This is a genomic window from Pseudomonadota bacterium, assembly GCA_027620075.1.
Taxonomy (GTDB): domain Bacteria; phylum Pseudomonadota; class Alphaproteobacteria; order Rickettsiales; family UBA6187; genus 1-14-0-20-39-49.
Genome location: JAQCEY010000004.1, coordinates 103,988 through 123,339 on the forward strand (window position 1 = coordinate 103,988; position 19,352 = coordinate 123,339).

Sequence of the window (19,352 nt, forward strand, 5' to 3'; positions counted from 1 at the left end):
TCATGCACGCAATATCAAAAACCATGCTTATTATTCCGAAGTTCCTTGCTGTTTTTGCGGTATTGCTAATGTGTACGCAAAGCAGGGTTTACGGCTTTGATAATTACTTTCCGGCAATTGACCTTATGGTTATATATTACTGGTGTATATACAGACCGAAGCTTCTGGGTAACGGTTTTGTTTTTTTATTGGGTTTTTTAAAAGATGTTCTTATGGGTGTTTCTTTTGGTATAAACGCACTTAACAACCTTATAATAAGAATGATGATAGTCCGAAAGGGAGGACATTTTGAACCTACATTTTATTTTCTCTGGTTGGGTTTTGCTATAATACTTATGATATCCACAACAATACAATGGTTATTGTTCTCGTTCTTGGCAGAACAATGGCTGGGCATAGGAGCAGCGGCGAAACAATGTGCGGTATCCGTCCTTATATACCCGTTTGTACATAACTTTTTTAATAAAATACATGGTTTATTGCCGAGACATTTTGTAAATGCTTAGAAAGAAAAAAGACAAAATTTTTAGTAGACGCATCTTCGTTTTAGCGGGGCTTAAAGCATCTTTATTGCTTGGTCTTGTAGCAAGGTTATACTACCTGCAAATAGTTAAGACAAGTGAGTACCAAACATTTTCCGATAGTAACCGTATAAGGCTATTCCTTATTCCCCCCCTTCGTGGAAAAATATTAGACAGGCAAAGCAGGATACTTGCCACTAACCGCAATTATTACAGGGTTATATTTGATAGACAGACAAAGTCCGACAGCTATTTGGTATTGAGGAAATTGTCAGAAGTGCTTGAGATAGGCGAAGACGGCTACCAAAGATTGGTAGCCAAGCTGGAAAATAGTAAAGCGATAGGTTCGGTAACTATCTATGAGCATCTTACATGGAGCGACTTGTCTAAAGTTTCCGTCAATGCCCCCGATCTGCCCGGTATCTCTATTGATGTGGGGCAGATAAGGGATTTTCCGACAGGTGCGATATCTTCGCATGTTGTAGGTTATATGGGGCCGGTATCTGAAACTGAAATAAAAAAGAACCCGCTTTTGAACCACCCCGATTTCAAAATAGGGCGTGACGGTATCGAACGCCAGCTTGAAAAGGACTTACGTGGTGTAGCAGGTGTAAAGAAAATGGAAGTAAATGCGTATGGACTTCCCGTACGTGAGTTATCACGTGAAGAGAGCAAGGAGGGAAAAGATGTAGTGCTCACCCTTGACAAAGAGTTACAGGAATTTGTCGGTAAAAGAATGGAAGGTCTTACAGGTTGCTGCGTTGTTATGAATGTAAATAACGGGGATATATTATCGTTTGTATCAACCCCTGGCTTTGACCCTAATGAGTTCACTTACGGTGTTTCGAACGAATATTGGAAGGAACTGATGCATAATGACAAGAAGCCCCTTATTAATAAGGCACTTTCAAACCAGTACCCGCCCGGTTCTACATTTAAGATGGTGGTAGCACTTACTGCATTGAAGGAAGGATTTGACCCTGATAAGAAATTTTATTGCCCCGGACATATGGATCTCGGCAAGACAAGGTTTCATTGCTGGAAGAAAGAAGGACACGGTAATCTTGATATGAAGCAGGCTATAATGCATTCATGTAACACTTATTTTTATAACTTATCCAAAATACTGGATATTGATAATATACACGATATGGCTGCTAAATTCGGTTTCGGTAAAGAAATAGGGGTTCCTTTATCAGGCGAGAAATCAGGTCTTTTGCCAAGCAGTGAATGGAAAAAGAAAAAATACAACGTAGCATGGCAAAAAGGTGACACCTTAAATGTCGGTATAGGTCAGGGTTATCTCCTTGCAACACCGATGCAACTTGCTTTAATGACATCAAGGATAGCCAGCGGTACTAATGTAGAGCCGTCCCTGATAGCACGTAATATCGTAGGTCCTTCTTATAAAGGGGCGAAAAATTTTTTAGATATGGGAATACCTAAAAACCATTTGAACCTTATACGTGAAGGTATGATAAATGTAGTAAATGTTCCCGGCGGTACGGCTTTTGGCAGCAGGATAATGACAAAAGGAATGTCAATGGCGGGAAAGACCGGTACTGCACAGGTTATATCGAAAAAGGGACTGGAAAATATAAAGGACAAAATAACCGCCGAAGAACTGGAGAAAACCCAGAACCACGCTTTGTTTGTAGGGTTCGGTCCTACTGAAAAGCCAAAATATTCCATTGCTGTGGTTATAGAGCATGGTGGGGGTGGCTCAAAAGCGGCGGCTCCTGTTGCACGTGATGTCATGGAAAAAGTGCAAACTTTAGATATTTAGAGGAAACAGGTGATACATAACAATTCTACCATATATAAAATAATAAACTTAAGCTGGTCTCTTATCGGTTTGATTATTATTATGGCAAGTATAGGGTTCGCAATGTTATATTCTGCTGCCGAGGGCAGTTTTCACCCTTGGGCGAGCAAGCAGATAATACGTTTTGTGGCATTATTTCCTTTTATGATATTAATAGCGATTATTGACATCAAAATATGGTTCAAGGCATCATATGTAATCTATTTTTTAGTGCTTATGTCACTTGTCTTTACCGAGTTATTCGGCTCATCTGCTATGGGTGCTACCAGATGGATAAGCATAGGTCCTTTTAATATACAACCGTCTGAAGTAATGAAGGTTTGTCTAGTATTTGCCCTTGCAAGATATTTCCACGCTACAAGCCCGATGAATATAGGCAGGATAACTTATCTGATTCCTCCGCTTATCATGGTTGCACTTCCTTCTGTCCTTATCCTCAAGCAACCTGACCTTGGTACGACATTTATTTTAATTGCGGTTGCAGGAGTGGTTTTTTTTGTAGCCGGTGTCAAGATGTGGAAATTTATTGCGTTAGGGGTTGGCGGCGTAGCACTTGCACCTTTTATATGGATGCATATGCATGATTATCAGAAAAAACGAGTGACAAGCTTTTTAAACCCTGAGGGCGACCCTATGGGGGCGGGCTATAATATACTTCAGTCAAAGATAGCCATAGGTTCGGGAGGGGTATCAGGCAAGGGTTTTCTACAAGGAACACAAAGCCAGTTAAGCTTTCTACCCGAAAAGCAGACCGACTTTATTTTTACGATGCTAACTGAGGAATTCGGCTTTATAGGCGGTATAACCGTTATTACTCTTTATGCCATTATAATAGCATACGGAATTTTTATCGCCGCAATGTCCAAAAACATATATGGGCGTTTAATGGCTATCGGTATTACCGGCATATTGTTCTTCCATGTATTTATCAATATTGCCATGGTAATGGGTCTAATACCCGTAGTAGGCGCGCCATTGCCACTATTATCATATGGAGGCACGATTATGATGACAATTCTGGTGTCGTTCGGATTACTACTGAATGTAAGTCTGCATAGCGAAGAAACATTCAATAGATAAAAGTAAAAAAATTAATATTCCGTTGCTATGAAATATTACATACATTTATAATGTATATTCCGAGGGTTAGTTATGGAAGAAGAGAAAAAAGAAGAACGCAAAGAATTACCTTTAACCGAACCAAAGCGTTTTCCTCGCAAATTAGAGGAAGCATTAGAACCGCAGGAAAGATGGTTAGAGCCAAGAGCATCTGTCAATAAATTTACAGAAAATTTAAAACAGGCAAAAAAAAATTGCCCCGAATCGTATTTAAAATCAACAAAACAGGAAAGCTCAAGAACCGTTATTGCTAATAATAGCTGGAGACAAAATTACTCAAGCGAAGGCTCGGAAAAAGGAATCGATGCAACAAGCAAAATTTCATTTCATGAAGAGGCTGAAGTTATAGAAGCAAAATACGAAGAAAATACAAGAATTGATAAAAGCGAGCATTACAAAAAAATACAATGTCGGGTTCCATATAGTTGCGACGTTGATTATTACCAAAGAGAGCTTGAAAAAATCGGAGTTCGATATAGTGATACGTCACATGGGATAGCCAAAAAGATAGCTCTGGAAAAGTATGATAGTACTGCTCGGTTCATTTTGGAACTTGAAGATATGGGTATAAAAAGGGAAACTGTAGAATCAAATATACGGAATTTTTTTTATAAAGGTTATGATGAGGTAAAACAATTTTTGCCCAATATTATTGAAAACGGAGTAGAGCCTGATAAAGCAAGTGATATCAATGACAAACTGTTTAATTTTAAATATGAAACTCCCGATAAGTTTTTGTATGACCTTGTAAGTAGCGGTCTGGATAAAGAAAAAGCCAAAGAACATGCCGATTTCTTTAGGGGATTTCTGAATAATAAAAAAAGCGGCAGAAGTTTTGTCGAGACAATAAAAAGAAATGATTGCAGGCAATGTATAATCTTATAGTATTTTATAAAATCATTAGCAGTTTATTGAGGTTTCGCCATGAGATGTTTTTTCCCAATAAAAAGGATTGGTGATTAACTGCCAAAGTGCCTTGAAGCTGGCTACCGAATGTAAGAACCAATAAAACGGGAACGATATAACCGCCTTACCCATATTTTGCCATTTATTTTTCCGTACTGCAACGGCAGCTTGCAACCACTGCAATGAAAACCCCGTAATCAGCATAAGCATACTATAATCCATCAATATATAGAACCGGTCTGGCATATCAGGGGGCATTTGCAACAAACCGGTTACAAAGGAAACAAAAAGTACCCACATTATAGGGCTTACTAAAAATATAAGTACAGGTGCACCAAGAAAAAACTGTATTCCCATAAATCCTATAATACCCGTTTTTTTATACAAGCGTAAGGGATATCGCATATGAACAAAATAGGTCTGTAAATGCCCTTTTATCCATCTTGAACGCTGCCTTATCCAAGCCCCTGCTTTGATAGGGCATTCCTCCAGTGTTATTGAATCGATAATTTTGCACCTCCACCCCTTTTGTGCGATACGCATACCTATGTCCGCATCTTCGGTAACATTATAAGGATCCCAGCCCATTAGCTTATCAAGTGTGGACTTCCTGAAATGGTTGCTTGTTCCCCCTAGCGGTATAGGTATTTTCAATGCCTCAAGACCAAACAGCAAGAAATCGAATAATGTGGAGTATTCAATTGCGAACAATCTTGTTAAAAGATTCTCCTCTCGGTTAAAATAGTTTAGCTTGCATTGAACACATTTTATATCCTCCGAATCATTATAAAATGTGTAAAGCACTTTTTTTAACTGCAGCGGGTCGGGTATATCCTCGGCATCGTAGATAGTGACATATTCCCCTTTGGCAAATTGCATGGCATAGTTACACGCTTTGGGTTTTGTACGAGGTAATGAGAACGGAACTTCGATAATCTCAAAAAAGCGTTCGCATTTAAGCTCCTTTATTGCCTTGACGGTTTCCGTATCATCTTCTTCTACTATCAGTTTTACATCAAGTTTTGATTTCGGATAATCAAGGTTTCTTATGGCATTTATCAGTTTTTGTAATACTCCGGTTTCCATATAGAGCGGAACCAATATCGTATATACGGGCAAATCCTTATCATCTATCTGTAGGTGTTTTTGATTTTTTGAGATATCCTTGCTTTTACTCATGCCTATAAAAAACAGGAGCGTCTTTACAACGAGTGTAGCACAGTAGAAAAAACTGATTACAATAAAGAATATAAAGATTGATTTTTGTGGAAACACAAAAAACAGGCATGCAATTAAAATAAAGAACATTATCAATAATCTAAATTGAACGTCCTTGAATAAATATTTAGCCGAATATTGCGGTTGATATTTACTTAATATGTCAATTGCCTCAAAGTTATTCCTATCGACTAGTATCTTGTTAATACTATGGTGAATATCAAAAGGCGTAGTTATAGCGAATTTATATTTTTCAAAATTCACTGATGCCCACTGCTTCAACTCATCTGTTATCTTTGCCGCCGCTATAACTATATTCTCACCGTCTTTTTTCCATGGAACAGCTTTCAGCGACCTGTAAAAAGGTTTATGTGCATTATCTAATATTTTCATATCACAAGGGGATATCCTAAGGTCTGCAAATTCAAGCTTGTTATAATCTGCAATTGCCGAATATAATTTTTTCGGATTAACGTAGTTATGAGATATAAGTATATCTTCTAGTGATGACCCTGTTTGCTCACAGATATCTAAAACTTTTTGTAATGAATTTTTACAAATAACGGATTTTTCCGTAAGAAAATCTTTCAGGGTCATTTTTACCGGTTACATACCAAATTTTTGTTAAGAAACTATTATAATAATTATTCCAAAAATAACCAGAGTCTTTACATGCGATTCGGTTTCTGTTATATCCAAGTCACAAAAGGATACTGGTAAGGGTGAGGATATAATGAAATTAATAGCAGGAAATAGTAATAAGGTAATAACGCAAGGTATAGCCGAGTATCTGAAGACGGGCATTACCGATGCGACAATCAAACGCTTTGCCGATGAGGAAATATTTGTCGAGATAAACGAGAATATGCGTGGTGAAGATGTTTTTGTCGTGCAATCTACATCATATCCTGCCAATGACAATATAATGGAACTACTGGTAATGCTAGATGCACTAAAGCGTTCGTCTGCCAAACGTATAACGGCAGTTATCCCTTATTACGGATACGCAAGGCAGGATAGGAAGCCGGGTCCTAGAACTCCTATATCGGCAAAGTTGGTTGCCGATATTATTACAACGGCAGGGGCTGACAGGGTTCTGACGCTTGATTTACACGCAGGGCAGATACAAGGTTTCTTTAATATACCTGTAGATAATTTGCAGGCTGCTCCTGTTTTTAGGGACGATATACAAAAAAATTACGATTGCCGTAATGTTGTAGTTGTGTCGCCTGATGTCGGCGGTGTTGTTCGTGCAAGGTCGCTTGCAAGGCGTATTGATGCCTCTTTAGCTATCATTGATAAACGCCGTGAAAAGGCTGGTGTATCGGAGGTGATGAATATTATTGGTGAAGTCGAAGGAAAAGATTGCATTATTGTCGATGATATAGTAGATTCCGCCGGAACTTTATGTAACGCAGCTGATGCAATTAAACAAAAAGGTGCTAAAAGCGTGTCTGCATATATCACGCATGGCGTGTTATCGGGCAAGGCATTAGATCGCATTGACAACTCGGCTCTTACCGAACTTGTTGTTACAGACAGTATTTGTCCTACTGACGATGTGCTGAAACTTAATAATATCCGCATTCTTTCTATCGCCCCGTTAATGGCGGAAGCGGTTAAGAGGATATCGGAAGAAGCTTCAGTGTCTTGTTTGTTTGACTAAGGTGTCCGACCAACGGACTAGAAACGTATGATATACATGGGGTGTATCGTGCGGAATAAAAACCATTTAAGGAGTTAATAAAATGGCAAAAGAAAGACCGGTATTAAAAGCCGAAATCAGAGAACAATCGGGTAAGGGTGCTTCACGTGCATTACGCAGGGAAGGTAAAGTACCTGCAATTATCTACGGTAACAAAAAAGAAGAGATATCGATAACTACCGACAGAAAAGAGCTTCAAAAAGAATATTTAAGAGGAAATTTCACTTCTAGGATATATGACCTTGAAGTTGGAAAAGATAAAATTTCCGTGCTTCCAAGAGATGTACAATTACACCCCGTATCTGACGTAGCTATACATGCTGATTTCCAGAGGGTTGAAAATGATACTAAGGTACACGTATTGATTCCCGTACACTTCCTTAACCGTGATAAATCAATCGGTTTAAAACGTGGTGGCGTATTAAGCATTATCCGTCGTGAAATTGAGTTAATATGTCGTGCCGATTCAATTCCCGAATATCTGGAAATTGACCTTGACGGTTTGAAAATAGGTGAAAGTTTACACTCACACAGTATTAAATATCCTGAAGGCACGCATCCTGCTATTACTGATCGTGATTTCACTATTGCTGCTATCGTAGGTAAAACATCACAAGAAGAGCTTGAAGAAGCGGCTCCTGTGGAAGATGCCGATGCCGAAGGCGGCGATGAAGAATCATCGGATAATTCTGACGAGTAGTCTTCAAACTAAAGATTTTATTTTAAAAAGCCCTGTTGCAAAACGGGGCTTTTTTTATAGATTAGTTAAGTATAGAAGTCTCTGAAAAAGTGGGTAAAGCTCAACTCTTAGTCCCTTCTCCCTTTGGGAGAGGGAGTTTTTGCAACCTTTTGCAGAGGTTTCTATGATTACTCCTCCTAAAAAGTTTTCTAACTTTTTAGATAGTGGAATGACGTAAATAATGCGGCGTTAAATAAACATAGATTTTGTCATGCTGAAACAAGTTCAGCATGACAAAGAATTAAAGATGGTCGTATTATCGAACACTCCCGAATTTATAAACACTACACTTAAAAAAGTGAACTATATTACAACTCCGGTCGCATTTTTAATTTCATCTTTTATCGTATCGATAAAATTTCTTCCGTCAGATGCAAGCCATGCTCCGTTATTATAAGAAAAATGACCTGCTCCTGATATCGGCGAGGACAGCCATATCTGCATTGACGCATCATGCCTGTTAATGACGTATTGACCGCCGTCAGGCAGTTCTATGTTTAAAATGCCGTCCAGAAGGTCTACATCTAGCTGATAATCGGTATCGGCATTTTCCAGTGCATCACTTAAATTTTGCAATGTCTCATCTGCCACTTGTTTGAATCGGGTGCTGTTCATAATTTCTATTTTATATTTTTGAGTTTACATTTTAATTATGATAAACCATAACCATTCATATTTCATATAATATATAAACAAAAAAGCAATATGCCTAAAGCTACTAAAAAAGGTAAGAAAACTACAAAAAGAACTCCAAAAAGGAGAAATACCCGACGCAAAAAGAAGCCTTCACTAAAGCTAAGGTTATTAAAATGGCTCTTTATCGCCTTTATCTGGGGAAGCATCGCTTTTGCCTGTGTTTTAGCATATTTTGCTTATGACCTGCCAAGCGTTGATAAGCTTTACGAAGACTACCGCACGCCTAATATCAAGATATTGGATAGAGAAGGGCTGGTAATTGATAATGTAGGCAATCTTTACGGTGAATATGTCACATATGAAAAGTTGCCCAAACATCTTATAAATGCCGTTATATCTACTGAAGACAGGCGTTTTTTCAATCATTTCGGTGTTGACCCTATCGGCATTTTGAGGGCGGCAGTGTCAAATTATAAAGCCGGACGTGTAGTACAGGGCGGAAGTACCATAACTCAGCAATTGGCAAAAGTGGTATTTTTAAGCCATGAACGTACCTTCAAAAGAAAAGCTCAAGAGCTATTGCTTGCATTATATCTGGAAAGGAATTTTACCAAACAGGAAATCCTTACAATGTATCTGAACCGTATCTATTTCGGTTCGGGTAATTATGGGGTAGGAGCTGCTTCTAAGTCTTATTTCGGCAAACAGATTGAGGATATAAACTTATTTGAATCTGCCACTCTTGCAGGAATGATAAAAGCCCCTACCAGGTATTCACCTGCCAATAATTTCGAGTTATCACAGGAGCGTGCAGATCAGGTGTTGAAGCTAATGGTCGATAATGACACACTTACGGCAGATGAAATAATAAATGGCGGCATTAACCATAATTATACGGTTCGCCGTTATAACATTCCGTCAAAATATCCGTATTTTGTTGATTGGATAAAAGAGCAGCTACCCGATTATATAGGTAACGAGCGTGGTGAAATTATCGTTAAGACCACCCTTGATCCTGAAATACATGAGAACGCAAGAAAAGCCCTTATTGATAATATAAACTCTTACGGCAAGGATAAAAAAATACAACAAGGGGCTATCGTTGCTATGACTCCTGACGGCAAAGTAAGGGCGTTAGTCGGCGGAACCGATTATAAAGAAAGCCAGTTCAACCGTGTGTTTCAGGCATATAGGCAACCGGGTTCGGCATTTAAGCTGTTTGTTTACCTTGCGGCAATGGAAAACGGCTATTCACCCGATGATACGATGATAGATGAGAAAATAAACCTAAACGGCTGGTCGCCCGATAACTGGGATAACAGATATATCGGCGAAGTATCCTTAAGGAACGCAATGGCTAAATCCATAAATACAATTGCCGTTAAGCTTGCAAAGAGTGTGGGTATCTCTAAGGTTATTAGTCAGGCACAGAAACTCGGCATAACATCACCTATGAATAAAGATCTTTCTTCGGCACTGGGTACTTCGGAGGTTACATTGCTGGAGCTTACAGGAGCATACGCACATCTTGCCAATTACGGTAATTCCCTGTGGGTGCATGGCATAGAAGAAATAATACGCAGTGACGGTTCGGTTATTTATAAAAGGCAGCAATCCCAGCCGCAACGTGTAATATCTACCGAAGCAACCGCATATATGAACGATATGCTGTTAAATGTGGTTGAAAACGGAACCGGAAGAAAGGCACAAATATCAAGGCAGGTAGCGGGCAAAACCGGAACGAGTCAGGATTCAAGAGATGCGTGGTTCATAGGTTATACAGATGATCTTGTTGCAGGAGTGTGGCTCGGTAATGATGATAACAGTCCTATGGACAGGGTTGGCGGCAGCAGCGTTCCTACACAGATATGGCGTGACTTTATGACTGAGGCTAATGAAAGTTTGGGAAGTAGCAAACTTCCGACCACTCCTTATAGTGTGAAAAAGGGAAAGGATAGCCGCAGTGTATGGGATTCGATAGTTGAAACATTCGGCGGGAGGTAAGAAAAATATATAGAAGCCTCTGCAAAAGGGTTTAAAAGCTCCCTCTCCCTCAAGGGGAGAGTAGTTTTTTGACTTTATACCATAATAAATAACAAAGCATGGACGAAATGAAAATAAATATAGGAACAAGAGGGAGCAAGCTGGCACTGGCACAGGCTAATATAGTGCAGGATTTGCTGAGGGAAAAATACCCCGATATCACAATTAATATCATAACCATAAAAACCACAGGTGATAAGATATTAGAGAAAAACCTTAACGAGATAGGCGGCAAGGGGTTGTTCATAAAAGAGATAGAAGAACATCTGATAGAAGGGAAGATAGATATTGCCGTGCATTCAATGAAGGATATGCCTGCATTTATCAACGAAGCGTTTGAAATTCCATGTATCCTAAAAAGAGAAGATTCAAGAGATGCCTTCATATCATATAGCTATAAAAGGATATCTCAACTGCCCGAAGGTGCGGTAGTCGGCTCTTCATCGCCCAGAAGGGTTGCACAGCTTTTAAATGCAAGACCCGATATAAAGGTAGTGCCTTTCAGGGGGAATATACATACACGCCTTGAAAAGCTGAAGAACAAAGAGGTTGATGCAACTTTCCTTGCTATGGCAGGGTTGATAAGGGCTGGAATAAACGGTGATAACATAAATCCTATAGATGAAAATGAAATGCTGCCTGCCGTAGCACAGGGAGCTATAGGGATAGAAATCAGGAAAAATGACGAAAATATCAGAGAAATATTATCTGAATTGAATCACTGCCGAACATATGAATGTGTTATGGCGGAGCGAGCTTTTTTAGAAGAATTTGAAGGTTCTTGCAGAACTCCGATAGGTGCATCGGCTAAAATAAGCTGCGAGGAAATGTCAATAAAATTCATGGTAGCTTCAATAGACGGAACAAAATTGTTTAAAACAGAACGTGTATGTAAAATAAATAATGCACTAAATGCCTCTGTTGATGCCGCTAAGGAACTAAAATTAAAAGCAGGAAATATTTTTTTATAAATTTGCTTTTATAAATAATATATCATGTCTATAATTGATTGATTATTCAGAATTTCATTAAAACCGGAATATAAAAAATGAAAAAAGCACCTATAGTTTTTGTAATTATTTTGGCATTGTTAGCCGGAACATACTATGTAACATGGAATCTTTACGGGAAATACGCAAAGGATTTGATGGTGCGGAATGTACAAGCGGTTTTTGAAGAGGCAAAATTAGGCTCGGTTGAATATGAGGAGGTAACGGTTTCAGGCTTTCCTTTCAATATAACCGTAAATTTCAAAAATGCGAAGACTAAGCTAAATAGCGGTGAGATATTAAAACAATTATTCGCCGGAATTGATAAAAAAGCCGGCGGTGAGGACTTGCTCTCTGAAGATGAAAAAAATATCAAGAGACATATTGAAAATGTTAAGTGGACTGACGAGCTTTACCGTGAGGGCGACCTAAAAGTATCAACCAATCTTATGTCTGACAGTTTTACGATTGAAACAAGCGGCGACTATCATTATAACTCCAAAATAAACGATGAGGTAATCAATACCGTATTTAAAGGCGAGCCTTCAAAAATAAGGATTAACTTTAAAAAATCTCCCCTACTTATAGACTATGAGAATAGGGGGATTTCTACCGAAGAATATTTTAAGAAACTATTTGCTAACCTTACACGTATTGAATACAAGTCAGGTAAGAACAGTGCCTATAATACCGATACCGATGAATTGCTGTATTCAACGGAAGCGGCTCTTTTTGCATATGAAATAAAAGAAAAAGGTGACGGAACAGGAAAGGTAGAGTTTATACTTCAGAGTAAAAATGCTAAGGTAGAAGAAGCGTTTGAAAAAATGTACGCTAAAGTTACCGGTTTGCTGCTAGGAGAAAATCAAAAAGCATATGACATGACCGATAGAGGAAACATGAATGCCGATATTCATCTGATATACGAAGGCGGTGTTCTTATTGAGAAATCAAAGCTAAACAAAGATGCTTCATTTAAGTTAAGTTTCCCTAAATTCACTATTTATGATGATCTTTCAATCATAAGGCTGGACGGTGAAATGCAAGTCAAGAAGGATAACGGGAAGTTACTTGCGTCATCAATAAAATATAATAGCGAAGTACAGTATAACGAAAAATGGTACAACAAGTTCCTTAAGGATATAAACGGCTTTAGGGAGATAGTTATAGAAGGAATAAAAGACGGCTCTGCGGTAAGGTCGTACCCTATGCTTGCTTTTTTAGCTAACGACCTTAAGGAAAAAAGCAATACTACAATGTCTGACGAAGAGTTCATGATAGATTTTGCCAATAAACTGTTTGATAACGTTGACATGATAATACCTGAATTCCACAAATGGGGAAAAATCAATCATAAGATGGACATTGTTTATGACGGCAGTGATGCTCAGAGTGTCAATATAAATAACTTTGAATTGATTATAAATCCTGACACCGGTTCGCAAGGTATAAAAATAACCGGTAACGCATCTAAGAAACAGCCTCAAAATATTATTAATATAAGTGTAAATGTATTTAATTACAGCAACCTTATAGATGATATATATGCCTATGTAAAAAACGGTATGAAGTTTAATGAGGACGTACTGGGGAACGAGCCGACATTTGAAATAAAAGACGGTATTGATAGGGCAATAAAAAATTCTCTGCTTAAGTTATCCGGTGCTACGGATAAAGAAGCTGCCGATATTACCATTACGGTTAAAGCCGATGAAACAAATCCTATGCCTATGGTAGGTTCTATGCCTATATTTGAGGCGATGGGACTTCTTCAGAATTTGTCACTATACATTGCACCTATAATTCCCGAGCAGGGGCGTAATAAATCCGGACAGGCTCCGAAAATGGACGATAAGCAAAGCGGAAGCTTTCCTCCTATAGGTAGTAATCAAATTCAGGGATACGATAAAGAGCCTATGACGGTTCCGCAGTAGGTTTTGCCGGTATTTTTATAATCCTGCTACGATAAGAGTTGCGGAAAGACTCTGATAGCTGCTTATTGCTTTAAATTATAGCGTACTAAAAGATGGTGTCCGACCGTAACGACATTGTCAAAAGTCTTCGGCTATTGTATAATTTAAAAAATGGGGCGGACGACCGGTCTCGAACCGGCGACCCCCAGTACCACAAACTGGTGCTCTAACCAACTGAGCTACGTCCGCCATATCTGTAAGGATAAGAAGGCGAAAACTAGATTAATATTAGTTATTCGTCAAGTTTTATATTAAGTAAATTATATGTATCATATAATTGTTTATTTTAAGAGGAGTTTTTACACATTAGACATTTATCTTTTTCTCGTACGCTAACCACCACAACTTTTTCTCCTTCTTTTATAAAATCTACATTATTGTCATAAGAGATGCTCGCAAAATATGATAGTCTATCCCATTTTGACATTTTATGAAAATCATCTGTGTTTGATTGCTCCTGATTTCGGATCTTGCCATAACTATCTTTTTTTAATCCGCCTTCATCAACTATCATTACTTTTCCGACGCGGCTTTTTAAATATTCAGTGTATTCCGTTTTTTCTTTTGGGGTGAAGTAAAATGCTAACATATAAGTTGCAACGAATGTTGAGAAAATTATTAGTGCATGAAAAAGTTCTGAGGGGAATATTTTAATGAAAGTATATGCTAAAGCAAAAAAAACTAAAAAACAAAAATAAATACTGATTATAATTATCTCTTTCTTGCTTTTTTTATGTAACATAGTGAATATCTCGGAGGATTATCTACAATGAGTAGTATATGTAAAAATAAATGAAATGAGCAATGAATACTGTTGGCACAATTTTTGTGAATTTGCCACCAATAGCTCCGTAAGCTGTTGTGATAACTGAGCCAGCAAACGGTATTACTGATAAGCTTAATATTATAACGTCGTTTTTCTTTAGGAAATTAATTAGTTTAACAGCCTTTTCAGCTTCAGGTTCAAAGTTGAAAGCCTTTTGTACCATTTTACCTAACCCCCAGTTTGCAATAGAGGCTATAGCAAAACCAAAGGAGGCTATGGCGCATACCAAATAAGGGTTGTATGTGCCGAATATCTTCATTACCTCAAATATAAAAATATATTTTAGAGGAATTAAAAGCATAACTGTAAAGCTATCAACGAATAATAATGAATATGCTTCCGATGGTGTCATTTTTGTTCCTATATTATATACTATTAACCTTTATATATGAACCGGGAGCATCTTCAATAGTTTTTAGCTTGCCCGAACCCGGTTTTACAGCTTCAACCTTTTGACCTGAATAAGAACTGTTCCACTTCTCCCAGTTTGTCCACCATGAGCCGTCATGTTGTTTCGCACTCTCTAACCATTTTTGCGAGTCTTTGTCTTTTTTGGAGTTAACATAGTAGCCGTATTTGTTTTTGTCAGGGTGATTAATAACCCCTGCTACGTGACCGGAGCCTGCCAGTACGAAATTATTTTCGCCTGAAAACAGATTTACCGATTCATAGCATGTTTTCCAAGGGGCTATATGGTCTTCCTGAGTCGCAAGAAGGTAGGTAGGCGTATCTATCTTAGTGACATCTATCGGAACGCCGTCAAGTTTTAGAGCGTTAGGTTTCTTTAACTTATTCTTTAAGTACATATTTCTTAAATAGAAACTATGAGTATCGGCTGGCAGCCTTGTTGAATCTGCGTTCCAGTATAATATGTCAAACGGCATCGGGTCACGCCCGAGCAGATAGTTATTCACAACGAACGACCATATCAAATCATTAGCACGTATGGAACTGAACATTGCCGATATCTCCGAACCGTCCAAGAAACCGTTCTTACGCATTTGCTCCTCAATTGCATCTATTTGTTGTTCGTCAATAAATACCGACATGTCACCGACATCACCGAAATCAACCATTGTAGTAAGGAATGTGGCAGATTTTATCGGTGCTTGTTTTTTCGATTTTAAATATGCCAGCGTACAGGCAAGTAAAGTTCCCCCCAAGCAATATGCCATGGCATTTACCTGTTGTTCACCTGTAGCTTTCTCAATAGCGTCAATTGCAGCTAACGGCCCTTCCAGCATATAATCTTCAAATTTCTTATGTGCCTGTTTCTCGGTAGGGTTTATCCATGATATCATGAACACCGTATAGCCCTGATCTACTATCCACTTTACAAAGGAAGTTTCAGGAGAAAGGTCCAGTATGTAATATTTATTTATCCAAGCAGGTATAATAAGAAGCGGTGTCTTATATACTTTTTTGCAGGTAGGTTCGTATTGTATCAACTCAATAAGGTCGTTTTTATATACCACTTTGCCTTTAGTACATGCAATATTTTCGCCTATTTTAAAAGCATCTTTTTTAGCCGTGCTTATATTAAGGAAATTTTTGCTTTTTTCTAAATCATTTATCAGATTCTCAAGACCTTTTTTCAGATTTTCACCCTTTGTTTCAATGGTTTCACGGATAACAAGAGGGTTGGTGAAAGCAAAATTGCTAGGACACATAGCATCGGCAAACTGCCTTGTATAAAAATCGAATTTCTCAAGGGTTTTCTTATCAACTCCTTTAATGTCACTTACGATATCATGAAGCCATTTATTGGTAAGTACATAGGACTGCTTGATAAAATCGAACGTCAGATCACGATTCCATGTTTCGTCCTTAAACCTCTTATCTTTCGGGTCTGCGGGGTAAAGAGGCTGTTCATCATGACCTATATAACGATTCCACGCATTGCCCCAGATTTTCATATAATCGGCACATAGATCAAGCTGTTTTTCATATAGCTTGTCAGGGTCTTCCATTAATTTTGCCATTAACTCCTGCCACACTTTCGGCATAGTCTGAAATGCAGCCGGAGAGTTGTTATTGCTTTCAGAGTTCTCAATCGCTTTCTGTAGCGAAACGCCGTATAATTCAACTACCTTTGCAAAGCTGTTGATATAATCTTCAACGTTATACTCGTCCTTGTTTTTAGCCATTATAACCCCTGTGAAGTAATTAAAAATAATTTGCTTTTATTATATCTACATATTTTAATAAATCCAGCAATGCAATTTGTATTACGCTCTTATAGAGCCATTGCTTTTAACCACATATTTATATGTAGTTAACTGCTCGACACCGACAGGTCCTCTGGCATGTAGCCTTCCTGTGGAAATGCCTATTTCTGCTCCCATACCGAACTCTCCGCCATCGGCAAATTGGGTAGAGGTATTTAGCATAACTATAGCACTATCAATTCTGTTTAAGAACTCGGTGGACGCATTATCTTCACTTGCGATTATCGCATCGGTATGACCTGACGAGTGTTTATTTACAAAAGCAATTGCATCTTGCAGATTATCAATAACCTTTAATGAGATGATAGAATCAAGATATTCGGTATCCCAGTCTTCTTCATTTGCCGGTTTTATTCTCGAGTCAATAGCACATGCATCAGAGTCCCCACGCACTTCGCATGATTCAAGAGCGTCGCATATACGAGTTATTATCTTATCGGCAATAGCCTTGTCAACTACAAGTGATTCTGCCGCACCGCAAATTCCCGTCCTGCGTAGCTTGGCATTTTTTATAACCTTTAATGCAATATCAATATCGGCACTTTCATGCACATATATATGGCAGTTGCCGTCCAGATGTTGCAGTGTAGGCACTTTGCTTTCATCTTGAACACGCTTGCATAAGCCTTTACCGCCACGAGGTACTATCACATCAACGTAATCGGTCATAGTCAATAATTCGCCCACCGCCTCACGGTCGGTCGTAGGGACAATCTGAACAATATCCTCAGGCAATCCGGCAGCTTTTAAACCTAAACGGATACATTCAACTATCAGGTTTGATGAATTAAAGCTTTCCGAGCCGCCACGTAATATTGCGGCATTACCCGACTTTATGCACAATGCACCTGCGTCAGCCGTAACATTAGGGCGTGATTCGTATATAATTCCTATAACCCCAAGCGGAACACTTACACGCAAGATATTCAAACCGCTAGGTCTGTCCCAGTTGGCAAGTTCCTTGCCTACAGGGTCGGCAAGTTCCGCTATAGCCTCTAATCCCGATGCCATAGCTTCAATACGTTTTTCATCTAATGCAAGGCGGTCAACCATCGCCTTATCAAGTCCTTTTTTTATTCCCTCGTCAACATCAAGCTTATTTGCGGCAATTATGTCATTCTTGCGGGTGCGTAATGATTTTGCTATTTCGGTAAGTGCCTTGTTCTTGTCTTGTGTAGATGCATTGGCAATAACCGAAGCCGCCGCTTTTGCATTTTTACCGATTTTTTCCATAAGGTTAGCGATATTGTCAGAACTTTTTTGCATTGATTTCATACCTTTTCCCATAATATTATATTTTACTAGGTAATTGTAGTGTTTTTAATTTTCAAAAATGCTGTCATCCCCCGAATTTTCGTAGAAAATTATAGGGGGATCTCCGGCAATTTGAACCGGATTACCCGAATTTTGTTACACAAAATTCGGGTAATGACGTAAAATTAAATTAATTAGCAATGCCAATTAATTTATTGAAAAGTAAAAATACTACAATTTTACGTTTAATTTTTATCATCTACCACTAAATCATTTGCGTGGATTAAGTCATTACGTCCGCTAAAGCCTACTATATGCTCTATTTCCTGACTTTGATGACCTTTTATCATATGTGCGTCAGATGAGGAATAAGCCGTTATTCCTATTCCTATCCGCTCCATTTTTGAATTCTTTATTTCAACTGCGTCACCACGGTCAAATTCACCTAAAACATCTATGACCCCTGCCGGTAACAGGCTTTTCCCTGCGTGTAAAGCCCTTACAGCTCCTGCATCTATTATAATTTCCCCTGAAGGGCTAAGGCTGCTGGCAATCCAGCGTTTTCTGGCATTTAGAGGGTTTTCCTTCGATATGAATAAAGTGTGTCTGCCCCCTTCAAATAGTTTTTTAACAGGGTTCATATCAAATCCCTTTGCCAGTATCATATTACAGCCGCACATCATGGCTATTTTTGCAGCGGCTATCTTGGTTACCATTCCGCCTGAGCCTACGGTAGAACTACTGCCGCCTGCCATTGCCTCGATACGCTCGTCTATCTCATCGACCTCATCAATATGTACGGCACTTTCGTCAATATTCGGATTAGCAGTATAAAGCCCGTCAATATCCGAAAATAATATAAGGTAATTAGCACCTATCATCTGAGATACCCTTGCTGCCAGCCTGTCATTATCACCGAACCTAAGCCCGTGAGTTGCAACGGTGTCGTTCTCGTTAATTATAGGCAACACCTTGTTTTCAAGCAAAGTTTCGATTGTATTTTTGGCGTTTAGGTAGTTTCTGCGGTTTTCGGAGTCAAAAATTGTTAGAAGCAATTGAGCGGTCTGTATTTTTTTATCGTTAAAATAACGCTGGTAGTTTCGTGAGAGGTCTGTTTGTCCGCATGCGGCGGCAGCTTGCTTTTCCTCTAGCGTCAATACCGCTTTTTTGAATTTTATGTATTTTTTGCCGAGTGCTACGGCTCCTGATGTTACTATAACAACATCTATATTCCTTTTTCTTAAGTCTACGATATCGTCCACAAGGCTCTTAAGCCATTTGTGCCGTATGCCGCTTTGCTTTTTGTCTATTAATAGAGATGAACCTATCTTAATAACAACACGTTTAGCGTTTTTTAATTCCATTTTAAT

Annotated in this window: 16 protein-coding genes and 1 tRNA gene; 9 read left to right on the forward strand and 8 right to left on the reverse strand. The window is 38.6% G+C overall.

The window, feature by feature from the left end; all coding sequences use genetic code 11:
* The first annotated feature begins 2 nt into the window (after positions 1–2).
* The 4 genes from mreD to O2942_07465 all read left to right on the forward strand — a co-directional run bounded on the left by mreD (position 3) and on the right by O2942_07465 (position 4,350).
* Positions 3–506 (forward strand): rod shape-determining protein MreD, encoded by a 504-nt coding sequence (gene mreD, locus O2942_07450; GenBank protein ID MDA0782084.1) that lies wholly within the window; start codon positions 3–5, stop codon positions 504–506.
* Positions 499–2,307, forward strand: coding sequence for a penicillin-binding protein 2 (gene mrdA, locus O2942_07455; protein MDA0782085.1), 1,809 nt, complete (start codon positions 499–501; stop codon positions 2,305–2,307). Before mreD ends, mrdA begins: the two co-directional genes overlap by 8 nt.
* Positions 2,308–2,316: 9 nt before the next feature.
* Positions 2,317–3,426, forward strand: a complete 1,110-nt coding sequence (rodA, locus tag O2942_07460; GenBank protein ID MDA0782086.1) for a rod shape-determining protein RodA — start codon at positions 2,317–2,319, stop codon at positions 3,424–3,426.
* 72 nt (positions 3,427–3,498) lie between these two features.
* The gene (locus O2942_07465; protein ID MDA0782087.1) at positions 3,499–4,350 is read left to right on the forward strand and encodes a hypothetical protein; all 852 of its coding nucleotides are present in this window, start codon (positions 3,499–3,501) and stop codon (positions 4,348–4,350) included.
* Between the two features lie 15 nt (positions 4,351–4,365).
* On the opposite strand, the gene O2942_07470 is transcribed toward O2942_07465, so the two are convergent.
* The gene (locus O2942_07470) at positions 4,366–6,186 is read right to left on the reverse strand and encodes a glycosyltransferase (GenBank protein ID MDA0782088.1); all 1,821 of its coding nucleotides are present in this window, start codon (positions 6,184–6,186) and stop codon (positions 4,366–4,368) included.
* Positions 6,187–6,322: 136 nt separating this feature from the next.
* Here O2942_07470 and O2942_07475 point away from each other — a divergent pair, with 136 nt between their 5' ends.
* A complete protein-coding gene (locus O2942_07475; protein ID MDA0782089.1) occupies positions 6,323–7,255 on the forward strand; it encodes a ribose-phosphate pyrophosphokinase in 933 nt (310 codons plus the stop codon).
* Positions 7,256–7,337: 82 nt separating this feature from the next.
* Positions 7,338–7,994: a 50S ribosomal protein L25/general stress protein Ctc gene (locus tag O2942_07480; GenBank protein MDA0782090.1), complete on the forward strand. Its 657-nt coding sequence runs from the start codon at positions 7,338–7,340 to the stop codon at positions 7,992–7,994.
* A gap of 342 nt (positions 7,995–8,336) precedes the next feature.
* On the opposite strand, the gene cyaY is transcribed toward O2942_07480, so the two are convergent.
* Positions 8,337–8,648, reverse strand: coding sequence for an iron donor protein CyaY (gene cyaY / locus O2942_07485; protein ID MDA0782091.1), 312 nt, complete (start codon positions 8,646–8,648; stop codon positions 8,337–8,339).
* A 90-nt stretch (positions 8,649–8,738) separates the two neighbouring features.
* Here cyaY and O2942_07490 point away from each other — a divergent pair, with 90 nt between their 5' ends.
* The 3 genes from O2942_07490 to O2942_07500 all read left to right on the forward strand — a co-directional run bounded on the left by O2942_07490 (position 8,739) and on the right by O2942_07500 (position 13,635).
* Positions 8,739–10,673: a PBP1A family penicillin-binding protein gene (locus O2942_07490; protein MDA0782092.1), complete on the forward strand. Its 1,935-nt coding sequence runs from the start codon at positions 8,739–8,741 to the stop codon at positions 10,671–10,673.
* Between the two features lie 107 nt (positions 10,674–10,780).
* Positions 10,781–11,683, forward strand: coding sequence for a hydroxymethylbilane synthase (gene hemC, locus O2942_07495; protein MDA0782093.1), 903 nt, complete (start codon positions 10,781–10,783; stop codon positions 11,681–11,683).
* 77 nt (positions 11,684–11,760) lie between these two features.
* Positions 11,761–13,635 carry a hypothetical protein gene (locus tag O2942_07500; GenBank protein MDA0782094.1) on the forward strand — a complete coding sequence of 625 codons (1,875 nt, stop codon included), beginning with the start codon at positions 11,761–11,763 and terminating at the stop codon, positions 13,633–13,635.
* 151 nt (positions 13,636–13,786) lie between these two features.
* Here O2942_07500 and O2942_07505 read toward each other — a convergent pair.
* The 6 genes from O2942_07505 to proB form a co-directional block, all read right to left on the reverse strand.
* Positions 13,787–13,863, reverse strand: a tRNA-His gene (locus tag O2942_07505).
* A gap of 97 nt (positions 13,864–13,960) precedes the next feature.
* Positions 13,961–14,263, reverse strand: a complete 303-nt coding sequence (locus tag O2942_07510) for a hypothetical protein (GenBank protein MDA0782095.1) — start codon at positions 14,261–14,263, stop codon at positions 13,961–13,963.
* Positions 14,264–14,438: 175 nt separating this feature from the next.
* A complete protein-coding gene (locus O2942_07515) occupies positions 14,439–14,852 on the reverse strand; it encodes a hypothetical protein (protein ID MDA0782096.1) in 414 nt (137 codons plus the stop codon).
* 13 nt (positions 14,853–14,865) lie between these two features.
* A complete protein-coding gene (phaC, locus tag O2942_07520) occupies positions 14,866–16,647 on the reverse strand; it encodes a class I poly(R)-hydroxyalkanoic acid synthase (GenBank protein MDA0782097.1) in 1,782 nt (593 codons plus the stop codon).
* An 81-nt stretch (positions 16,648–16,728) separates the two neighbouring features.
* Positions 16,729–18,003: a glutamate-5-semialdehyde dehydrogenase gene (locus O2942_07525; GenBank protein MDA0782098.1), complete on the reverse strand. Its 1,275-nt coding sequence runs from the start codon at positions 18,001–18,003 to the stop codon at positions 16,729–16,731.
* A 224-nt stretch (positions 18,004–18,227) separates the two neighbouring features.
* Positions 18,228–19,346 (reverse strand): glutamate 5-kinase, encoded by a 1,119-nt coding sequence (gene proB, locus O2942_07530; GenBank protein MDA0782099.1) that lies wholly within the window; start codon positions 19,344–19,346, stop codon positions 18,228–18,230.
* Between the last annotated feature and the right edge of the window lie 6 nt (positions 19,347–19,352).